The following is a 19566-nucleotide window of genomic DNA, read 5'->3' as shown; positions in this document are numbered from 1 at the left end:
TCCCCATTTTTAAAATTTAGCGTCAAAAAAATAGCGTTGCACCAAAACTCAACTTTTTGCACCTAAAAAACACCATTTTGCACCTAAATGCACCAAACTGTGTCCTTTTTTAAATTCTAAACACGGTGTTAATTGCGTAATACAATTTTAAACAATATTTAAATGACAACATGTATTACAAGCGGAATACACCGCACCACAAAAACAACATTCAATAATGTACACATAAGATGTTTGGCAACATTGAATTTAACTACCCCTCTTTATTCATTAAATCTTAAAAACTAAAAATTATGAACACAAAAATCAACATTAGAATTGACCACAGTAGCAAACTTAGTTTAGAACGCTATGCAGAAGATCAACAAGAAACCTTATCTGTGTATCTAAGAAATGTATTAGTAGAACACATATACAAAGTTAGAACAGATCCTAGTATAAATAATTCGGAGCCTTTAAGAGGCGTAAGAGCTGTTTATGTAAAACCCTTTGAAGAAACTTTCGGTTTTACATTCTTAATTACATGGCTATTTTACAAACACTTAAACCCTAACAATAATGATAGCATTGAATTTATGTGGGTAATTCGTGACAGATTAGAGAGCGTAATGGAAGAAAGTAATTTAACGGAATCATTAAAAGATGAATTTCTAAAAATTCTGGATAACGTAACAAATTATTTAGAAGAACCTAACGACAATGTAAATCAATTGAAATTTCAGGTTCAAGGAAACGAGTTCTCTTTTGACTATCAGAAACTAGCTAAGGAAATATTAGCAATTAAACACTAATTAATGGAGCAATTAGAAAACAACAAATCCCCTAGAAGTGAAATTTTAGGGGATATAAAAAAGCACCAAAGACAACTTTCTGATGATTTAAATAAAAGTGGATGCCTTATTGTTAAACCCGCAAACCATTGGGTTGAAGAAGCTAGAGACCGCCCCATACCAAACATGCTGTTCAGCGAATTTTGGTATGAAAATGAGTTAAGCATTTTATTTGCAGACACCAATATCGGAAAATCCATACTTGCTGTTCAAATTGCAGATAGTTTAAGTCGTGGTAAAAGTATTCATGGTTTTAAATTAGAGTGTCCACCCAAAAAAGTATTATACTTGGATTTTGAATTATCGGATAAACAATTTGAGAACCGATGTTCCGAAAACTATAAAAATCACTATGTATTTCATTCTAACTTTTTACGGGCTGAAATAAATACAGATTTTAGTATCCCTAAGGATTTTAACAGTATAGAAGATTATTTATGTAAATCGCTTGAAACCATTATTACACAAAAAAAAGCAGAAGTTGTTATTATAGACAATTTAACCTACTTAAAAAGTGATAATGAACGTGCTAAAGATGCATTAGAATTAATGAAACTTCTAAAGCAACTCACAAAAAAAAGTAACATTTCAATCTTAGTACTGGCACACACACCGAAACGGGATGAATCTAAACCTATTAGTAAAAATGATTTAGCAGGCAGTAAAATGCTTATGAATTTTTGCGATAGTTCTTTTGCTATAGGCGCAAGCTCAATGGAACCATCATTAAGATATCTAATCCAAATTAAGCAGCGTAATACAGAACATTTATACCACACCAACAATGTGATAATTTGTAAACTACAAAAACAAATTAACTTTTTACGTTTTGAATTTGAAGATTTTGGAATAGAAAAAGATCATTTAAAACAATCATCTTATAACGACATTTCCGATAGAGACGATTTAATGAAAAATTTAATCGAACAAGGAGAAAGTAACGTCAAGATTGCAGAACAACTTGGATTATCAGAGGGTGCTATAAGAAAAAGAAGAAAGGTTTTAGGTATTTAACATGGAAGCTAATGATGTCTATAAAATAGCAAAAGCTCTTCCTGAAAATGAGTTTATTAAGCTGTTTGAACTACTTAAAGGCAACATTAAATGCAACCTACCACAAAAAAGAAAACGCAAACCATTACCTGACTTTACTATAGAGGATGGTATAGAATACCTAATTAATAATCATTTCAACACCATAAGAATCCCATAAAACCTAATTCGTACCAATCGTACCTATATAGGAGTACGATTGGTACGAATTCAAAATATGAATTATAAATATACCTTAGACAAATCTAGCAGAAAATTTAACTGTCCTAGTTGTAATAAAAAAACCTTTGTACGCTATGTAGTAGTAGAAACGAACAACTATTTAGAAATTACTTTAGGTAGATGTGATCGTGAAAGTAAATGTGCGTATCACAAACGACCACAACACACCACTACCACCACCCCTTTTGTAATAAAGCGACCACTACCTGTCCCGCAAGTCGAGCCTTCTTGTCATCATAAAGCCGTCATACAATATTTCACAAAAGATTTCATGCAAAATCATTTTGTGCTTTATTTATTAAAATATTTCACACCTACCCAAGTTAGAAATGCTCTTAAAAAGTACTTTATAGGTACATCTAACAAATGGCAAGGTGCTACTGTATTCTTACAGATTGATGAGCAGTTGAATGTTTGTGCGGGTAAAATCATGTTGTATGACAAGAATACGGGTAAAAGAATAAAAGAACCATTCCCACATATCACATGGTTACATAAAGTATTATGCATTAAAGATTTCGTACTACAACAATGCCTTTTTGGATTACATAATTTATGCGACTATAAAAAAGGCAGCACCGTATGTATTGTTGAATCGGAAAAAACTGCTGTTATTATGAGTATTATATTTCCAGATTATCTTTGGTTAGCAACAGGATCTAAAGCCAATTTAAAAGCTTTACTCCTTAAACCCTTGAAAGAGTATAATATTATTTTATATCCTGACAAAAGCGAATTTGAAGCGTGGAATACTAAAACTTTAACCTTAAAAAACATGGGATTCAACATTTCTTGCAGTACGTTTCTTGAAGAAAAAGCTATTGAAGAAGGTGACGACTTGGTAGATTTGCTATTTTAAGGCTCGAAAATTTTCTAAGAACTATGGGATTAAATTTTGACTAATAATAAAACGTTCTCTTATAATTAATTATAATCATTTTTCATTAAATTCCAATTTATAAATAAAAATTTTAATGTAAATCATTTAATTTGCATTTATTTTTTATCACATAAAAAAGTCACAAAATATTTTATGCATCCTTTTAAATTAGTTTTATTATTACTTTTAATAATATTATACTCATGTAAAAATAGAGAAGCTAATAATTATTTTAACGAGGCTAACGAACTTTATAACAAGGAGAATTTTGCAGATGCCTCATTAATTATAAATAAAGCAATAAAACTGGACAGTTCAGACATACGCTTTCATTTTTTAAATGCCAAGATTAAATATAAAAACAAACAGTATAAAGAATCTATAAATCTTTTCGAAAAGTGTCTAAGCAATAATATTGAATTAGACACAACTTTATTTTTTTTAGGAAAAAATTATTATGAACTAGCTAAAATTAACGCGAACAATAATCAAAAGTTGGAGGCTTCAAAAAATTATGAAACTGCCATTAAATATTTTAATCAGACTTTAAATAAAAACATCAAATATCTAAGAGCCTACGACTTTAAATATAGATCTTTACATAATATTGGTAATCAAGAAGAAGCACTTTTAACAATCAATCAAGCTCTAAACATATTTCCGAAACACTCATTCTTCATTGGTTTAAGGGGAATCGTAAAAAGATATTTGGGAGACAAAGAAGGTGGATTTAATGATTTGATTCTTGCACTAAACAGTAATTCACTTACTGACTCCGAACGATCTAATCTTTTAAGATTTAAAGGCTTATTTTTTATTCTAGATTATAAAAATTATCAGGAAGCATTAACGTGTCTTACTAGATCAATAGAGTTTAAAAATGAAAATCAAGGATTAACTTACTATTTAAGATCCATTGTTTACTTTGAATTAAATGAAACCGAAAAAGCATGTAATGACCTTCAAAAATCAGGTGAGTTAGGGTATACAGATGCTTATGAAGAATTAAAGTATAAATGTTTAAATTAGATAACTTCCTATACTTTTCTGAAACTGCTATAACAAACACAACATATCATAACACCTAACTAATTTACTGATACACAGCTTTTAAAATCGTTGTGCTATTTTTCTTTTTATCCTTTAAGAGAACTTTTCTAGGTTGAGAATTCATGTATATAGGAATCAAAAAAAATGATAAAACCTTTTATTACTGAAATAGCTGCAAAAAACGGCCATAGTGAGCCACCTGCAGCGGATTAAAGTGAGCATAGTGCGGCGGATGAAATTGAGCCACCCACAGCGGATGAAACTGAGCCACTAAAAAAATCGATTCTATTTGTACGGCATTTTCGATCTTTTACCTAAAAAGATCATGGCCAATAAACAAATAGATATGCGTAAAATAAAACAGATATTTAAGCTTTACAGTGAGGGTGTCAGCAAGCGAAAAATAAGCCTCCAACTTGACATTTCACGTAATACCATCGATAAGTACATCGATTTCTTCAAACGATATGGGTTAACAGGCTATGAAGTGTCAGCCATGACCTTAGAAGAGTTGGACAGACTTTTTAAATCGGACCAAAAAACCAAACCCGAACAGCTTGTTATATTAGAAAAGTACTTTCCTTATTTTGATAAGGAGCTTCGCAAAACGGGCGTTACCAAAGAACTTTTATGGCAGGAATATTATGCCAAGCATCCTAATGGCTATAAACTATCCCAGTTCAGATACTGGTATCGAGAATGGAGCAAGGAAGTGTCGCCTGTAATGCATTTTACACACAAAGCCGGCGATAAATTATTTATAGATTTTACAGGAAAGAAACTCACCATAGTGGACAGGCACACAGGAGAAATCCAGGATTTAGAGGTTTTTGTGTGTGTTTTGGGCAGTAGCCAATATACTTATGTAGAAGCCTGTGAGAGCCAGAAGAAAGAAGACTTTATGGCTTGTGTAGAAAATGCACTTTGGTTTTATGGAGGCGTACCACAGGCTCTAGTGCCCGATAACCTTCGGGCAGCTGTTAATAAAAGTAGTCGCTATGAACCTAGAGTTAATGCAGATTTTGCAGATTTTGCAGAACATTACGACACTGCAGTATTACCTACAAGAGCCTACAAACCTCGTGATAAGGCCATTGTAGAGAATGCCGTTCGCATCATATATACCCGTGTATTTGCACCGCTCCGCCATCAAACCTTTCATAGTAAATCAGAGCTTAACAAGGCCATATTAGAGCAGCTTAAAAAGCATAATGCTATGTCTTTTAGAGGGCGCGAGTACTCCAGATATTCTTTGTTTGAAGAAATCGAAAAACAAGCCTTGAAACCCTTACCAGAAAAGCGCTATGAAATTAAGAGGCAGTCCAGAGCTACCGTTCATAAAAATAGCCATATATACTTTGGTAAAGACAAACACTATTATAGTGTGCCTTACCAACATATTGGCAAACGTGTTAAAGTTATATACTCTGAGAGTGTCATTGAGATCTACCATCAAAATGAACTGTTGACCTTTCATGCAAGGGCGCCTAAGAAATACGGGTATACGACCACCAAGGAACATATGCCCTCACACCATCGCTTTGTTAGTGAATGGAGCAGTGAAAAATTTATCGATTGGGCAGGCCACATAGGAGTACATTGCCAAACCATGATTATTAAAATCCTGAACAAAAAACAACATCCAGAACAGTCCTATAAATCCTGTTTAGGTATACTTCACTTAGCCAAAAAAGTGGGAAAACAGCGCTTAGATAATGCTTGTAGACGTGCTTTGGATTATGACTCTTATAATTATAATATGATAGAAAACATACTAAAAAAAGGATGGGACAAACTAGATGAAACCATAGAGGAACCCGTTGATATCCCCAACCATAATAACATTAGAGGCAGTCACTATTATAAATAAAATTAGATTATGAATACAAAAACATTAGAACAAATGAAGCAACTAAGGCTCTTTGGTATGCATAGAGCCTTTGAAAATAGTTTAACGCCCGAGAGCATTAACTACACCAGCGACGAACTCGTAGCATATCTTACCCAATCTGAATGGGACGATCGTCAAAACCGTAAAATAGAACGCTTAACAAAATCGGCTTACTTTAGGTACAGTGCCGTCATGGAAGCTATAGACTATGATCCGTCAAGAGCACTCGATAAAAACCAGATCCAACGTTTTTCTTGTTGTGATTTTATTAAAAATAAACAAAATATCCTTATAACTGGAAGTACTGGTGCCGGTAAAAGCTATATGGCCTCTGCTATAGGACATCAAGCGTGTTCTCTAGGCTACAAGGTTGTGTATTATAATACCAATAAACTGTTTACCTTATTAAAAACCGCTAAGGCAGATGGTTCCTATTTAAAACAGATTAGTAAACTAGAAAAACAAGATCTTTTAATTTTAGACGACTTTGGTCTTAGAGCTCTGGATAATATGAACCGTCATGCATTAATGGAAATTATTGAAGACCGCCATGGTAAACACAGTACCATTATTGCCTCGCAATTACCTGTGGAAGCCTGGCATGAACTGATAGGAGAACACACCATTGCAGATGCCATTTTAGACAGGCTTGTACACACAGCTCATCGTATTGATATTAAAGGAGAATCTATGCGTAAAAAATTAAAAAAATAACACTAAATTTAAACACAAATGAATCGATTTTGAGCACTTAGTTTACTATGCTCAGTTTGACCCGCCGAGGGTGGCTCACTTTGTCCGCCCCATCCAGTTGCTGCCCTTAATATAGCATAACCGTAGTTAAGGAAATTGTTGGGATATTTACCAAAACGTTCTCTTTTAATACCTATATCGAAAAAAGATTTCCAATAGGCTGCCGCTGCCACAGCTTCCATATTAGAAGTATCACCACTTAGCACTTTGGATGCTAGAAAATCAAAATGGTTTGGTTTTCCTGTAATATACGAAAGATGAATCCCTTGATTTTTAATTTTATGTGTTATAGTTTGTTGCCAAAGTCTTTTTCTAAGAGGTTCACTAGCATTGATTTGGTATTTAAAGATTTCATGTTGGATATGATGACTGTTAAGACTCATAAAGAGTCCATTAGGCATATGATTATCTGCACAAATAATGACAGCACTATTGTTTTCTACTAACTTGTTCAATGCAGGTAAACTGATATAGGTTTCCATATTGTCAACAACTAAATATCCAATATCTTCAATAGGAATGGATCCTTCCCGAGTTTCGCTTGATATAAGCAATTGATTGTTCTTACAAGTAATTTTCGATTTATTTTCTATTAGTAATGTTTTTTTTAACATCTTCCCATTTTTTAAATTAATTTATTAATAATGAGACTATTATAGTTTTTTATTAGATGTAGCGGTTATATTATCTATAAAAGGTAAATTAGATACAAGATTAATCGATGAAATACACTGGCTTCCATGTCGACACATATCAATTGCGGGAAAATTCAGGAAAGAATCTTAAGGTAATATTGAACGATGAAAACCTACTCTCCTATTTCAATCAATTGTCCAAAGAACAAAGTGATGAATTTGATAAGATATTGTTTGGAACTTAAAAAGAAAAGCAATTGGAACTATGAAAGCTACCGTTTTGCAGAATTGGGTGTCGATTCGAATAGATTTGATTTTAAGATTTTGGAATCCTTTTTCCTAAACGAGGAATGGATAAAAACCGTCACCATCGATTTGAGTAAAAGATAAAATTCACTTCAATATTTATGTGATAATTACCATGATAATTTTGTGATAAAAAATTGTCACAAAATTATTTTTCACTTTTCACTCCGTTGATTTCAGCTTTAAACACCAGTAAAAAACCTAAATTTGCTATCATCGTTTAAAAATGAACCGTTGCAACAGTTCATTTTTTTGTGATACAGGCACCCCAATATTTGTATTCAGAGCTACGCATAAAATTTTTCCTGCGGAAAATCCTCGTCGTCAAATTCGCAACTTTTCATAAACAAAACCGTTATACATAATTTACCCAAAAAAACAACATCCGAGGTAAATTTACCTTGTTAAAAATAATTATATCATTATTTTCACTATCTTTGAGGTAAATTTACCGCATTTAGATGATTAGTGAAATATTAGATAGAAGTTTTAAGACAAATAAAGACCTTGAAAAGTTACTAAAGGATAAGCTTAAATCGACTGGACTTAGTAAAACTCATTTTGAAAGGTTATCAGGTATTCAAAGAAAAAGTTTAGATGGCATATTAAAAAAATCCTCTAAACAAACGGACATTTTGAATCTTTTAAAACTAGGAGAGTTTTTAGAATTAAACTTAGAAGATTTATTAATTCTTCATTTCAAAGATAGACCTAGAGAAGAAATTAAAGATTTACAAAACTCAATGGATATAACATACATTAACAAAAATTTTGATTTAAAAACACTAGCTAGTCTAGGTTTTATCAATATAGATGATAGCGTAGAAAAATTGTCTGAAAGAATATGTGAGTTTTTTGAACTTGATTCAATTTACGACTACGAAAAAGATTTAAACGATGCTTTATACAGTAGAACAAAAAGGCCTTACAGTGACAAAATGAAAGACTTTTGGATTAAATCTTCTTACAAATATTTTGAATTAATTGATAATCCTAACGAATATTCTCGAAAAGATTTAATCGATTTAATTCCAAAAATAAAACCTTATACTCAAAATATTGAAAAAGGACTATTAACAGTTTTTCAAGCTTTGTTTAATATTGGAGTTACAGTTGTATTTCAACCATCTTTACCCAAAACGCAAATTCGAGGTGCAACTTTTTATATTAACAATAAACCTTGTATTGTAATAACAGACCTAAATAAAAATTATGCAACAATTTGGTTTGCTCTTATTCACGAACTAAATCACGTTTTATTTGATTTAGATACAATAGAAAACACAAAATTCCACTTATCAGGAGAACCTGATTTATTTCTACTACAAGAAGATAAAGCAAATGAATTTGCATCAGAATATCTATTATCGTCCGAAAAAATGAGATATATAGAAAAACTAATAGACAATCCTTTAATTGTAAAAAGGTTTGCAAAAGAATGTCAAATTCATCCTTGTATTATCTATTCGCAATATCAATGGAGGCAATCAGAACTAGGGAATAATTATTGGGGATTTTTCAAAGAGCATTTTCCTGATATCAATTTAGCAACTAAAAATTTAAATGTGTCAAATTGGGATGCCGAGTCTTTAAGGATTGCAGCAGAAAATATAAGAGAACTTTTAACAGTATAATATGAAAGAAGAAAATAAAGACATAGAAAAGAAAAAAAGAGAATTATCACAAGCTGATATTGAAAGATTAGAGATTATTCAAAAATCAGAAGAAGTTAAAGGAGAACAACTTACTATCAATATAGACTCTGAACTAAAAGTAGAGAATGAAGCTTTAAAATTACTAGGTCAAACAATAGATGACCCAGTTGAGAAATTTCAGCTTTACTATCACGGTCTAACTAAACTTCTTAAAGATAATTTACCAAAAGGCAAAGAAAATGAACAAGTTAGGCGTATAGTATATGACGAAAAAAATATATTAATTAATCGTGGTGCTAAAAAAGATGAGAAAGGAATCAGAGGTAGTGATGGAAGAATGGCTTACATTGAAGATTTGGAATTTGCAATACAAATAGTTGCAGATTGGATTTCTAAAAAGGGTTCTGCATCCGAATTGTTTATGGCATTTTGGGATAAAAATGAAGAACTTGGATACGAACATCAAGATTAAAAAAACTACGTACAACAAAGATGGCTATAAGTAATTGCTTGTTCTCGCCTACTTCTGAAAATCCTCGCGGATTTTCAGCTTGGTGTGTACTTGATAAGTTAAGTACCAACCCACGCAACTACTACGAGCCGAGACCGTTAGCATAAATTATGAATGTCCCTTTCTGAAGTTTACTTTTATATAATCATCATTCTTTGCCAAATCTATAGTTTAGTGGTCATCACAACTACAGAAGACTTAAAAGAATATAAATACTTTAAAAAGCATTTAAAGATTACATTCTGTATCGGATTGCTTGGAACCTTTATGGAACTGGTTAACTGGAATTATTTCTGTCTATTTAACTGTACACTTTTGACCTTCTCCCCTTTCCTAACTTTATTAATTTCAAAAGGAATTGTTGAATTTTATATAAACGTTCTGAGAAAAGAAGCTTTTCAAGTTGGTAGAAACGGAGATTTAATGGATGGTATTTGGACAAAAAATAAAGGAGTATCAAATCATATCGGACATAAAACACATTATGCAATCTATAGCGTTATCATTGCAGTTATCCCTTTCATTGCAATAAGCAGCCTATTTTTACTAATTGAAAAAAACTTATGCTAACAATGTTTATGAGTTCATTGCTTCTGAATTTCCTCTCGGAAATTCCTCGCAAATCACCTATCTTGGTTGCTTAATCTGGAAATCCTAGCGGATTTTCAACGCAACAAACCATACACGAGCCGTTAGCAAAAATTGAAAAAAATGAACCCAAGCACCAAAATCTTTAGACCAAATAAATCCAAGTTAACATTGTATGCAATTGCTTGCATAGGATTTATATTTTGTGGCGTTTATATAGTTAAGGAAAGTTCAGTTTTTAATATAGTTGGTATATCATTTTTTACCCTTTGTTTAATAGTATTTCTAATCCAACTGATACCAGGCTCATCACAATTGAAATTAAATGAAGATGGCTTTACAATAACTACTTTCTTTAAGGATGACTTTACTTCTTGGAAAGATGTAAAAACATTTAAAGCAGGTTATATTGGCCCTAATAAAGCAATTCTGTTAGATTATGTCGATAATCACAATAAATATACAACAGGAAAAAAAATAGCAAAAGAGCTTTCAGGTAGCGATGGTGGAATTCCACAATTGTATGGCTGTTCCCAAATTGAACTTTTAGAAATTTTAACAGAATGGAAAAATGAATACAGTGAATAAACAAAATGATATTTTTCTACGTTAAATAAATCATTTAGATCTTAATAAACTACATCAGTTTGAGTTTTTAGCTGAAAAAATCGCAAATTTTCCCTTTCCAATTTATCGCTTAGTTTCTGTGTGAATGGACTGCTTATTTAACTCGAGAATTTTCTTGTGAATAACTGTAAATGGAAATAACAACTTTTGCTAACACCGTATAAAGTTTATTGCTTCGGATTTTCACGCAACAAACCTTATACAAACCGTTGTACCTAATTTCATACCCCAACGATTCTTAAATTGGCATATTTGCCAATTTATATTAAATCCCCTATATTTGTTTCATAACTATTAAAGTGTCGAGCAGCACATAAAACACGGCAAATTAAATTATGATAAGAGCAACATTTGTAGACGACTATTCTATTGAGGTAATTGCCTCAAACGGAGAAAAATTCATTTGGAAAACATATTTCCCAACCTCCAAACAACACCAAAATTACTATGCTAATAGATTAGAATATTATTATGAAAAATATCTCAAAGATAATATTGGACACCAAACAGGAATGGGGATGGCATATTGGGTTTGGATAAGAATGAATTATGACGAAGGTTTAGGTATTTATGGTGATAAAGGAGACCGAGATGATCAAAAAATTTTTCAAAAAGAGCAAAGGGTAAGAATTGGAGAAAAAATCCGTGAATTAAGGAAAGAAAAGAATATTGAAGCAAAGAAACTTGCTCAACTAGCTAATATAGATGCAGCAAATCTTAGCCGAATAGAACAAGGTCGTTATTCTGTTGGTCTAGATGTATTATCAAATATTACACTTGCACTTGGTGCTAAAATAGACTTGAATATTGTTGAGCATAAAAAATCTTAATTATGGTCAATATAAAATCTTTTAACAAACAATGTCAATGTATTTATAAAAGCGAAAGATATTCTGTCAGAGACAATGGTTCAATCTTCAGACATAGTAAACCAAACAAAAGGAAAAGACCACTAGACGAAAAATGGACTTTTGGAAACCCATGTAAACAAAAAGGATATATGAATTTCTCATCTGAAACGGTTCATAGAATAGTTGCAACTGCATTTCATGGTAAACAACCCTCTAAAAAGCATATTGTTGACCATATTGACACTAACAAAAAAAACAACAGATCAGAAAATTTAAGATGGATAACCAGATTAGACAACATATTACTTAATCCTATAACTCTATCAAGAATAGTTCTCAAGTACGGAAGTATTGATAATTTCCTCGAAAATCCATCCAAACCAATAGACGGTGAGCTTGAACAAAATTTTGAATGGATGAGAACGGTTACTAAAGAAGAGTCGGACAATACCAGAAGGAATTTAGAAAATTGGGTTAAAGAGGGTAAAATTCCCAAAGGAGGTCACTTAGGAGAATGGGTTCACACGAAGTTAAATCCATACAATTCAAAAACTAATACGAAATCTTTAAACAAACCAAAAAATCCTAATACACCCAAAATTATTGGTGAAAATCCCATACAGTCGTATTATGATAATTTGAACAAAGGAGATATACTTTTCTGTCAAGATGACGAAATACATTTTGTCCTAGAAAAAGAGATGACCAACAGTCAGCAAATGAAAGTTACAGCAATACAGGATCTTTCCCCAAGTCACATTGCTTTTTATTGGTATGAAATAATTTATAATGGTAGATTCTACGAACATATTCGCAGAGATGTGTTTTATAGAGAGTCAACGGAAGAGTATCGAAATATTTTGGAATTATTTTCCAAAGCAGTTCAACAAAAGGATGATTATTCTAATGAAGATTTCCAAATACAATCCATAACACCAAATGCAATTCAAAAAAACTGGAAAACTCAAAGTGAGTTCCCACTCTGTCCTACTAAACTACTAGATAACCCAATTAAAGAATACAAAGAAAAATTAAAAAATGGAAGTATCTTTTCAAAGAACCAATATGGAGAATCATATGTTGAAGAATTAGAGCTTTCTAATGACAAAGATGAAATAATTGTAATTACCAAAGGAGATAATGTTAAGCCCTACGCACTAGCCAAAGTTTATATCGAAAATAACAAATTTATTCACGAAAGTCTTGGTACATTTTTCACCTTAGTTGGAACACAGAAAAGATTTAGTTTAGTATTAGGCCTAGAATGGACTGGAGAAGATTCAATTGATGATTATTCATAAAAAACTAGGTAAACAAAGTACATAGTTCATAGCTAATTAGCTGATTAGCTGATTAGCTGATTACACGAAATTAAGACATATTTTGAAAGTTGCAAAATTTATAAGACTAAATGTATCTATCTGAAAAATTGAAAAATAAAATTGGATTTATTTTATCCTTTCTAATTGGACTTTTAATGCTCTTTATTTCTTATTTAAATTTAAATGACAACTCTGAGAAGAGAAAAATCATTGGAACGTTTAAACAATTATTATTGAAAAATGGACTCAGAGGAAATGATTATTATGTTATAAATATAAACGAATATGAGAATGATTTTTTGATTTCAAATCTATATCTAAAAGCATTTAATCAAACAAAATTTTCATCAAATGTTAGACAAAAAGATACGTTATCTATAATCATAGACAAGAATGTAGACTTAGAAAAAAATAATGGAGAAGTACTTAGTATTACGAGTAAAAACATTGAATTTATTAACCAGAAAACTTGGAAGAAAATTGAAAAATCTAATGGAAATATTGGAATAGTATTAGGAATAATATTTTTGGGAATTTCTATCTACATTTTAAAGCGAAAATAATTAATGAAAAAACTATGTCCAACACCGTTTCCTATAAAAAATTGCTATTTTTAGCCTAAACCGAGTGCTATTGAAAATTTACCAACTTATCATAGACAAAACAGTTAGCAATAATTAAACTCAAAACCTGAAATGACTATGAAGATAAAATTTCTGTTTTTTTCATTACTAATTTATTGCAACATTTATTCTCAAGATTTAGAAAATGAGAATCCGATAAGTGTAATGCTTATGAATTGCTATGAAGGAAGTGAAATGGATGAAATTAGAATTGACTTTTCTGACTATTTCGCTGTCTATGAAAAAGAAAAATATTTAATAACTAATTTCAAAATAAAAAAATATAATTCTGATAGTATTGTTCAACCAAAATTTCTAATCAAAGGATTGGATTCTATAAAAGATTCAACAAATGGCAGATGGATTAACCGACAAATGTATCCAGGAGAAACTATAATATTTTCTGTTCCTAACTCTGAAAATGAAGAAAAAAGCAGAAGTTATTCAATTTACACAAAAGGGAAATTAGTAGAGACAGAAAATAACACGTTTCCATATTTTAAGAAAATAGAAAATTATGAATTAAGAGTTGACTCTGGAAAGACTAATGAAAGTATTATAAAAATGGATATTCCTTCCTTTTCATCTGGAGGTTTTGAAGGTGGAATTTATCTTTATTGGATTGGAGACTTAAATGGAGATAATCGACTTGATATGCTGGTTGGAACTTCAACTCATTACGCAGGAATTGAATTAGTTTTCTATTTATCTGACAAAACCGACAAAGAATTATTTATAAAACATAAAGTTGGAAGTTGTTCTTCCTGTTAAAAATAACTTTGCCAACAAAGACGGCTATAAGTAATTGCTTGTTCTCGCTTACTTACGAAAATCTTCGCAGAATTTATACTCGGTTTTTTATTTGCTAAATTAGTTGCTTAAATTCAAATTTTAACTGTAGCCATATTTCAGGACTAGCCATAGTTTGAAAAGTAGTATTTTACTATTCAATATTGAACAGAGGAATGAAAACATTTACTGATTTTAAAACATTTAATACTTATTTTGGAACAGAGCCACCATTGGATAATCATATAGATGTTAACAGTTATGGCAAAAAATTTCTAAAAAAATCAGAAGCAGTAAGTATAGATTTTTATCGTATATCTCTCAAACAAAAAATATGTTTACCTAAAAATCATCCACTATATGATTCCGTAAAACAACCGTTTAGTGCCTTCTTTTTCAGTAGCCCAAAAGATGTTAATAGTTGGTGCATAGAAAAACGGTTTAAAAGATATTATGTACAGTTCTCACATAAAATAATTAATGAGAACAAGCACATTTTTAAAAAGTTGATGGATTTTGGGCAGCACGAGCCCTTATTTCTAACCTCCCAAGATGAGCAGGAAATTGAGCAAAACTATAAATATATGCTACGTCATCACCAAGAAAACCCTCAAGGGTATGACATCATTCTATCCTATGCTTTGGTGATATTCAACTTTATTGAAAAATTATATTTATCAGCACTAAACAAATCAAGTTCAAAATTTAATTCAATTGTTATTGAATTTCAAGAATCATTGAATAATTATTATACATCACAGCTATCAACTCAAAAATATACTAAAATCCCAACCGTGAATCACTTTGCTTCGCAAATGGGTGTTTCGGCAAATTATTTAGGTGATATATTAAAAAATTATACAGGACAATCTGCCATAGATCATATTCATCAGCACATTGTTAAACAAGCAAAAGTTAAATTACTCAAAACCAATACGCCAGTAAAAGAAATAGCTTGGGAGCTCGGTTTTGAATACCCTAACTACTTCGCTCGTTTCTTCAAAAACAAAACAGGACTTACTGGATGGGGCGGACAAAGTGAGCCACCCTCGGCGGGTCAAACTGAGCATAGTAAACTAAGTGCTCAAAATCGATTCATTTGTGTTTAAATTTAGTGTTATTTTTTTAATTTTTTACGCATAGATTCTCCTTTAATATCAATACGATGAGCTGTGTGTACAAGCCTGTCTAAAATGGCATCTGCAATGGTGTGTTCTCCTATCAGTTCATGCCAGGCTTCCACAGGTAATTGCGAGGCAATAATGGTACTGTGTTTACCATGGCGGTCTTCAATAATTTCCATTAATGCATGACGGTTCATATTATCCAGAGCTCTAAGACCAAAGTCGTCTAAAATTAAAAGATCTTGTTTTTCTAGTTTACTAATCTGTTTTAAATAGGAACCATCTGCCTTAGCGGTTTTTAATAAGGTAAACAGTTTATTGGTATTATAATACACAACCTTGTAGCCTAGAGAACACGCTTGATGTCCTATAGCAGAGGCCATATAGCTTTTACCGGCACCAGTACTTCCAGTTATAAGGATATTTTGTTTATTTTTAATAAAATCACAACAAGAAAAACGTTGGATCTGGTTTTTATCGAGTGCTCTTGACGGATCATAGTCTATAGCTTCCATGACGGCACTGTACCTAAAGTAAGCCGATTTTGTTAAGCGTTCTATTTTACGGTTTTGACGATCGTCCCATTCAGATTGGGTAAGATATGCTACGAGTTCGTCGCTGGTGTAGTTAATGCTCTCGGGCGTTAAACTATTTTCAAAGGCTCTATGCATACCAAAGAGCCTTAGTTGCTTCATTTGTTCTAATGTTTTTGTATTCATAATCTAATTTTATTTATAATAGTGACTGCCTCTAATGTTATTATGGTTGGGGATATCAACGGGTTCCTCTATGGTTTCATCTAGTTTGTCCCATCCTTTTTTTAGTATGTTTTCTATCATATTATAATTATAAGAGTCATAATCCAAAGCACGTCTACAAGCATTATCTAAGCGCTGTTTTCCCACTTTTTTGGCTAAGTGAAGTATACCTAAACAGGATTTATAGGACTGTTCTGGATGTTGTTTTTTGTTCAGGATTTTAATAATCATGGTTTGGCAATGTACTCCTATGTGGCCTGCCCAATCGATAAATTTTTCACTGCTCCATTCACTAACAAAGCGATGGTGTGAGGGCATATGTTCCTTGGTGGTCGTATACCCGTATTTCTTAGGCGCCCTTGCATGAAAGGTCAACAGTTCATTTTGATGGTAGATCTCAATGACACTCTCAGAGTATATAACTTTAACACGTTTGCCAATATGTTGGTAAGGCACACTATAATAGTGTTTGTCTTTACCAAAGTATATATGGCTATTTTTATGAACGGTAGCTCTGGACTGCCTCTTAATTTCATAGCGCTTTTCTGGTAAGGGTTTCAAGGCTTGTTTTTCGATTTCTTCAAACAAAGAATATCTGGAGTACTCGCGCCCTCTAAAAGACATAGCATTATGCTTTTTAAGCTGCTCTAATATGGCCTTGTTAAGCTCTGATTTACTATGAAAGGTTTGATGGCGGAGCGGTGCAAATACACGGGTATATATGATGCGAACGGCATTCTCTACAATGGCCTTATCACGAGGTTTGTAGGCTCTTGTAGGTAATACTGCAGTGTCGTAATGTTCTGCAAAATCTGCAAAATCTGCATTAACTCTAGGTTCATAGCGACTACTTTTATTAACAGCTGCCCGAAGGTTATCGGGCACTAGAGCCTGTGGTACGCCTCCATAAAACCAAAGTGCATTTTCTACACAAGCCATAAAGTCTTCTTTCTTCTGGCTCTCACAGGCTTCTACATAAGTATATTGGCTACTGCCCAAAACACACACAAAAACCTCTAAATCCTGGATTTCTCCTGTGTGCCTGTCCACTATGGTGAGTTTCTTTCCTGTAAAATCTATAAATAATTTATCGCCGGCTTTGTGTGTAAAATGCATTACAGGCGACACTTCCTTGCTCCATTCTCGATACCAGTATCTGAACTGGGATAGTTTATAGCCATTAGGATGCTTGGCATAATATTCCTGCCATAAAAGTTCTTTGGTAACGCCCGTTTTGCGAAGCTCCTTATCAAAATAAGGAAAGTACTTTTCTAATATAACAAGCTGTTCGGGTTTGGTTTTTTGGTCCGATTTAAAAAGTCTGTCCAACTCTTCTAAGGTCATGGCTGACACTTCATAGCCTGTTAACCCATATCGTTTGAAGAAATCGATGTACTTATCGATGGTATTACGTGAAATGTCAAGTTGGAGGCTTATTTTTCGCTTGCTGACACCCTCACTGTAAAGCTTAAATATCTGTTTTATTTTACGCATATCTATTTGTTTATTGGCCATGATCTTTTTAGGTAAAAGATCGAAAATGCCGTACAAATAGAATCGATTTTTTTAGTGGCTCAGTTTCATCCGCTGTGGGTGGCTCAATTTCATCCGCCGCACTATGCTCACTTTAATCCGCTGCAGGTGGCTCACTATGGCCGTTTTTTGCAATTTCAACAGTTACTTCGAGATTATTATAATGGTCGTATAGAGGGAGTGCCATCAGTGAATTATTTTGCCAGTAAAATGAATCTCACACCAAATTATCTTGGTGACGTTTTAAAAGCATATACCCACAAATCTGCTTTAGAAACCATCCACGAGCACATTACAAATAGTGCCAAAAAACTACTTCTTGAAAGTGATTTAACCAATGCTGAAATAGCATTTGAGTTAGGTTTCGATTACCCCAACTATTTTGCCAAGTTCTTTAAAAAGAAAACACAATTAACGCCTAAACAGTTCAGGATGAAGCAAAAGTTAACGAACAGTTAAAAATAATATTATCAGTAAAATGTTTCTTTTTGGTCAGTAATTGTTACTGTTCAACCACATAGTTATCAAGTAATTTTGAGGTATAAATTAATTGTTAATCTTAAAACTCAATATGATGTCACAACAAAAAATTTCTTACAAGAACACAAATAACGGCATTATGATGTCTGCTTATTTAGACCTTCCAAATGATTTTGATGAAAACAAAACATACCCAGCCATAGTAATAACTCACCCAGGTGGTGGTGTAAAAGAGCAAACCGCTGGTATTTATGGAAGAAAATTTTCAGAACACGGTTTTGTAACCATCGTAACTGATGCTTCATACCAAGGTGAAAGCGGTGGAGAACCTCGTCAGTTGGAGAATCCTTATATCAGAACTGAAGATATAAGTTCGGCAGTAGACTATTTAACCACTTTACCTTATGTAGATAACGAGCGTATTGGCGCTTGGGGTATCTGCGCAGGTGGTGGTTATACCGTTAATGCGGCTATTAATGATAAACGTATTAAAGCAGTCGGAACTGTAAGTGCGGTTAACATTGGGCATATGATTAGTAAAGGTTGGTTAGGCGACCAAGATATGAAAGATGCCATAGGCTCTTTACAATTTGGTGCGCAAGCTCGTACCATTGAAGCCAATGGCGGTGATATTGTTCAAATGCCAATGGCACCTCTTAATGAGGATGATACACCTTATACCGATTTAAAAGAAGCTTGGGAGTATTACCATACAGACAGAGCGCAATGCTCAACATCACCAGGTTATGGTACAGCTCGTAGCTTAACGCAATTGGTAACTTATGATGCCTTTAATATGGCTGAAATTTACTTAACACAACCATTATTTGTGGTAGCAGGTAGTGTTGCAGAATCTAAATGGATGAGTGATAACCTTATGGAAAGAGCAGGGACAGACAACAAGCAAATGTATATTGTTGAAGGGGCTAATCATATGAAACTATATGATATTCCTAAATATTTAGACGAAGCTGTTGCACAGTTAGCACCGTTCTTTAAAGAGCATTTAGGCGTTGCAGAACTCGTTGAAGCTTAATTCAGAATTAATTATATAAGCCAAAGTATCAAAATGCTTTGGCTTTTTT

The 19566-nt window shown here is 32.6% G+C and carries 21 protein-coding genes; 18 read left to right on the top strand and 3 right to left on the bottom strand.

Annotated features, from left to right (window positions below; all coding sequences use genetic code 11):
- The first annotated feature begins 293 nt into the window (after positions 1–293).
- The 7 genes from ACR9EA_RS02890 to istB (ACR9EA_RS02860) all read left to right on the top strand — a co-directional run bounded on the left by ACR9EA_RS02890 (position 294) and on the right by istB (ACR9EA_RS02860) (position 6640).
- Complete coding sequence (locus ACR9EA_RS02890) at positions 294–791, top strand: hypothetical protein (protein WP_435137264.1); 498 nt, start codon at positions 294–296, stop codon at positions 789–791.
- A gap of 3 nt (positions 792–794) precedes the next feature.
- Positions 795–1844, top strand: coding sequence for an AAA family ATPase (locus ACR9EA_RS02885; RefSeq protein WP_435137262.1), 1050 nt, complete (start codon positions 795–797; stop codon positions 1842–1844).
- Between the two features lies 1 nt (position 1845).
- Entirely contained in the window at positions 1846–2043 is a 198-nt protein-coding gene (locus tag ACR9EA_RS02880; protein ID WP_435137259.1) for a hypothetical protein, read from the top strand.
- A gap of 57 nt (positions 2044–2100) precedes the next feature.
- Positions 2101–2964, top strand: a complete 864-nt coding sequence (locus ACR9EA_RS02875; protein WP_435137256.1) for a DUF6371 domain-containing protein — start codon at positions 2101–2103, stop codon at positions 2962–2964.
- 174 nt (positions 2965–3138) lie between these two features.
- Entirely contained in the window at positions 3139–4014 is an 876-nt protein-coding gene (locus tag ACR9EA_RS02870) for a hypothetical protein (RefSeq protein ID WP_435137253.1), read from the top strand.
- A 346-nt stretch (positions 4015–4360) separates the two neighbouring features.
- Entirely contained in the window at positions 4361–5905 is a 1545-nt protein-coding gene (gene istA, locus ACR9EA_RS02865; RefSeq protein WP_435134522.1) for an IS21 family transposase, read from the top strand.
- A 9-nt stretch (positions 5906–5914) separates the two neighbouring features.
- Complete coding sequence (gene istB / locus ACR9EA_RS02860; protein ID WP_435134525.1) at positions 5915–6640, top strand: IS21-like element helper ATPase IstB; 726 nt, start codon at positions 5915–5917, stop codon at positions 6638–6640.
- A gap of 8 nt (positions 6641–6648) precedes the next feature.
- Here the strand turns inward: istB (ACR9EA_RS02860) and cas1 are convergent, their stop codons facing one another.
- Complete coding sequence (gene cas1, locus ACR9EA_RS02855) at positions 6649–7293, bottom strand: type II CRISPR-associated endonuclease Cas1 (protein WP_435137250.1); 645 nt, start codon at positions 7291–7293, stop codon at positions 6649–6651.
- 788 nt (positions 7294–8081) lie between these two features.
- Between cas1 and ACR9EA_RS02850 the strand changes: the two genes are divergently transcribed.
- From ACR9EA_RS02850 to ACR9EA_RS02810, 9 genes are all read left to right on the top strand, one after another.
- Positions 8082–9254, top strand: a complete 1173-nt coding sequence (locus ACR9EA_RS02850) for an ImmA/IrrE family metallo-endopeptidase (RefSeq protein ID WP_435137247.1) — start codon at positions 8082–8084, stop codon at positions 9252–9254.
- Position 9255: 1 nt separating this feature from the next.
- Positions 9256–9747: a hypothetical protein gene (locus ACR9EA_RS02845; RefSeq protein WP_435137244.1), complete on the top strand. Its 492-nt coding sequence runs from the start codon at positions 9256–9258 to the stop codon at positions 9745–9747.
- A gap of 153 nt (positions 9748–9900) precedes the next feature.
- The gene (locus ACR9EA_RS02840) at positions 9901–10356 is read left to right on the top strand and encodes a hypothetical protein (protein ID WP_435137241.1); all 456 of its coding nucleotides are present in this window, start codon (positions 9901–9903) and stop codon (positions 10354–10356) included.
- A gap of 141 nt (positions 10357–10497) precedes the next feature.
- Complete coding sequence (locus tag ACR9EA_RS02835) at positions 10498–10962, top strand: STM3941 family protein (RefSeq protein WP_435137238.1); 465 nt, start codon at positions 10498–10500, stop codon at positions 10960–10962.
- A 374-nt stretch (positions 10963–11336) separates the two neighbouring features.
- Entirely contained in the window at positions 11337–11831 is a 495-nt protein-coding gene (locus ACR9EA_RS02830; protein WP_435137235.1) for a helix-turn-helix domain-containing protein, read from the top strand.
- Positions 11832–11833: 2 nt separating this feature from the next.
- On the top strand, positions 11834–13153 hold the full coding sequence (locus tag ACR9EA_RS02825; protein ID WP_435137232.1) for an HNH endonuclease signature motif containing protein: 1320 nt from the start codon (positions 11834–11836) through the stop codon (positions 13151–13153).
- Between the two features lie 110 nt (positions 13154–13263).
- Positions 13264–13737 carry a hypothetical protein gene (locus ACR9EA_RS02820; RefSeq protein ID WP_435137229.1) on the top strand — a complete coding sequence of 158 codons (474 nt, stop codon included), beginning with the start codon at positions 13264–13266 and terminating at the stop codon, positions 13735–13737.
- Between the two features lie 138 nt (positions 13738–13875).
- Positions 13876–14568: a hypothetical protein gene (locus tag ACR9EA_RS02815; RefSeq protein ID WP_435137227.1), complete on the top strand. Its 693-nt coding sequence runs from the start codon at positions 13876–13878 to the stop codon at positions 14566–14568.
- Positions 14569–14762: 194 nt separating this feature from the next.
- Positions 14763–15695 carry a helix-turn-helix domain-containing protein gene (locus ACR9EA_RS02810; protein ID WP_435137224.1) on the top strand — a complete coding sequence of 311 codons (933 nt, stop codon included), beginning with the start codon at positions 14763–14765 and terminating at the stop codon, positions 15693–15695.
- Between the two features lie 8 nt (positions 15696–15703).
- Here the strand turns inward: ACR9EA_RS02810 and istB (ACR9EA_RS02805) are convergent, their stop codons facing one another.
- On the bottom strand, positions 15704–16429 hold the full coding sequence (istB, locus tag ACR9EA_RS02805; protein ID WP_435134525.1) for an IS21-like element helper ATPase IstB: 726 nt from the start codon (positions 16427–16429) through the stop codon (positions 15704–15706).
- 9 nt (positions 16430–16438) lie between these two features.
- Positions 16439–17983: an IS21 family transposase gene (gene istA, locus ACR9EA_RS02800; protein WP_435134522.1), complete on the bottom strand. Its 1545-nt coding sequence runs from the start codon at positions 17981–17983 to the stop codon at positions 16439–16441.
- A 54-nt stretch (positions 17984–18037) separates the two neighbouring features.
- Between istA (ACR9EA_RS02800) and ACR9EA_RS02795 the strand changes: the two genes are divergently transcribed.
- Both ACR9EA_RS02795 and ACR9EA_RS02790 read left to right on the top strand, forming a co-directional pair.
- Positions 18038–18460, top strand: a complete 423-nt coding sequence (locus tag ACR9EA_RS02795) for a helix-turn-helix domain-containing protein (RefSeq protein WP_435137221.1) — start codon at positions 18038–18040, stop codon at positions 18458–18460.
- Positions 18461–18572: 112 nt separating this feature from the next.
- Positions 18573–19517 carry an alpha/beta hydrolase gene (locus tag ACR9EA_RS02790; RefSeq protein WP_435137218.1) on the top strand — a complete coding sequence of 315 codons (945 nt, stop codon included), beginning with the start codon at positions 18573–18575 and terminating at the stop codon, positions 19515–19517.
- Positions 19518–19566: the final 49 nt, after the last annotated feature.

It is taken from the genome of Formosa sp. A9 (assembly GCF_051200825.1).
Taxonomy (GTDB): domain Bacteria; phylum Bacteroidota; class Bacteroidia; order Flavobacteriales; family Flavobacteriaceae; genus Formosa.
The sequence above is the reverse complement of the archived record's forward strand: the minus strand, read 5'-3'. Positions and strand labels throughout refer to the sequence as shown.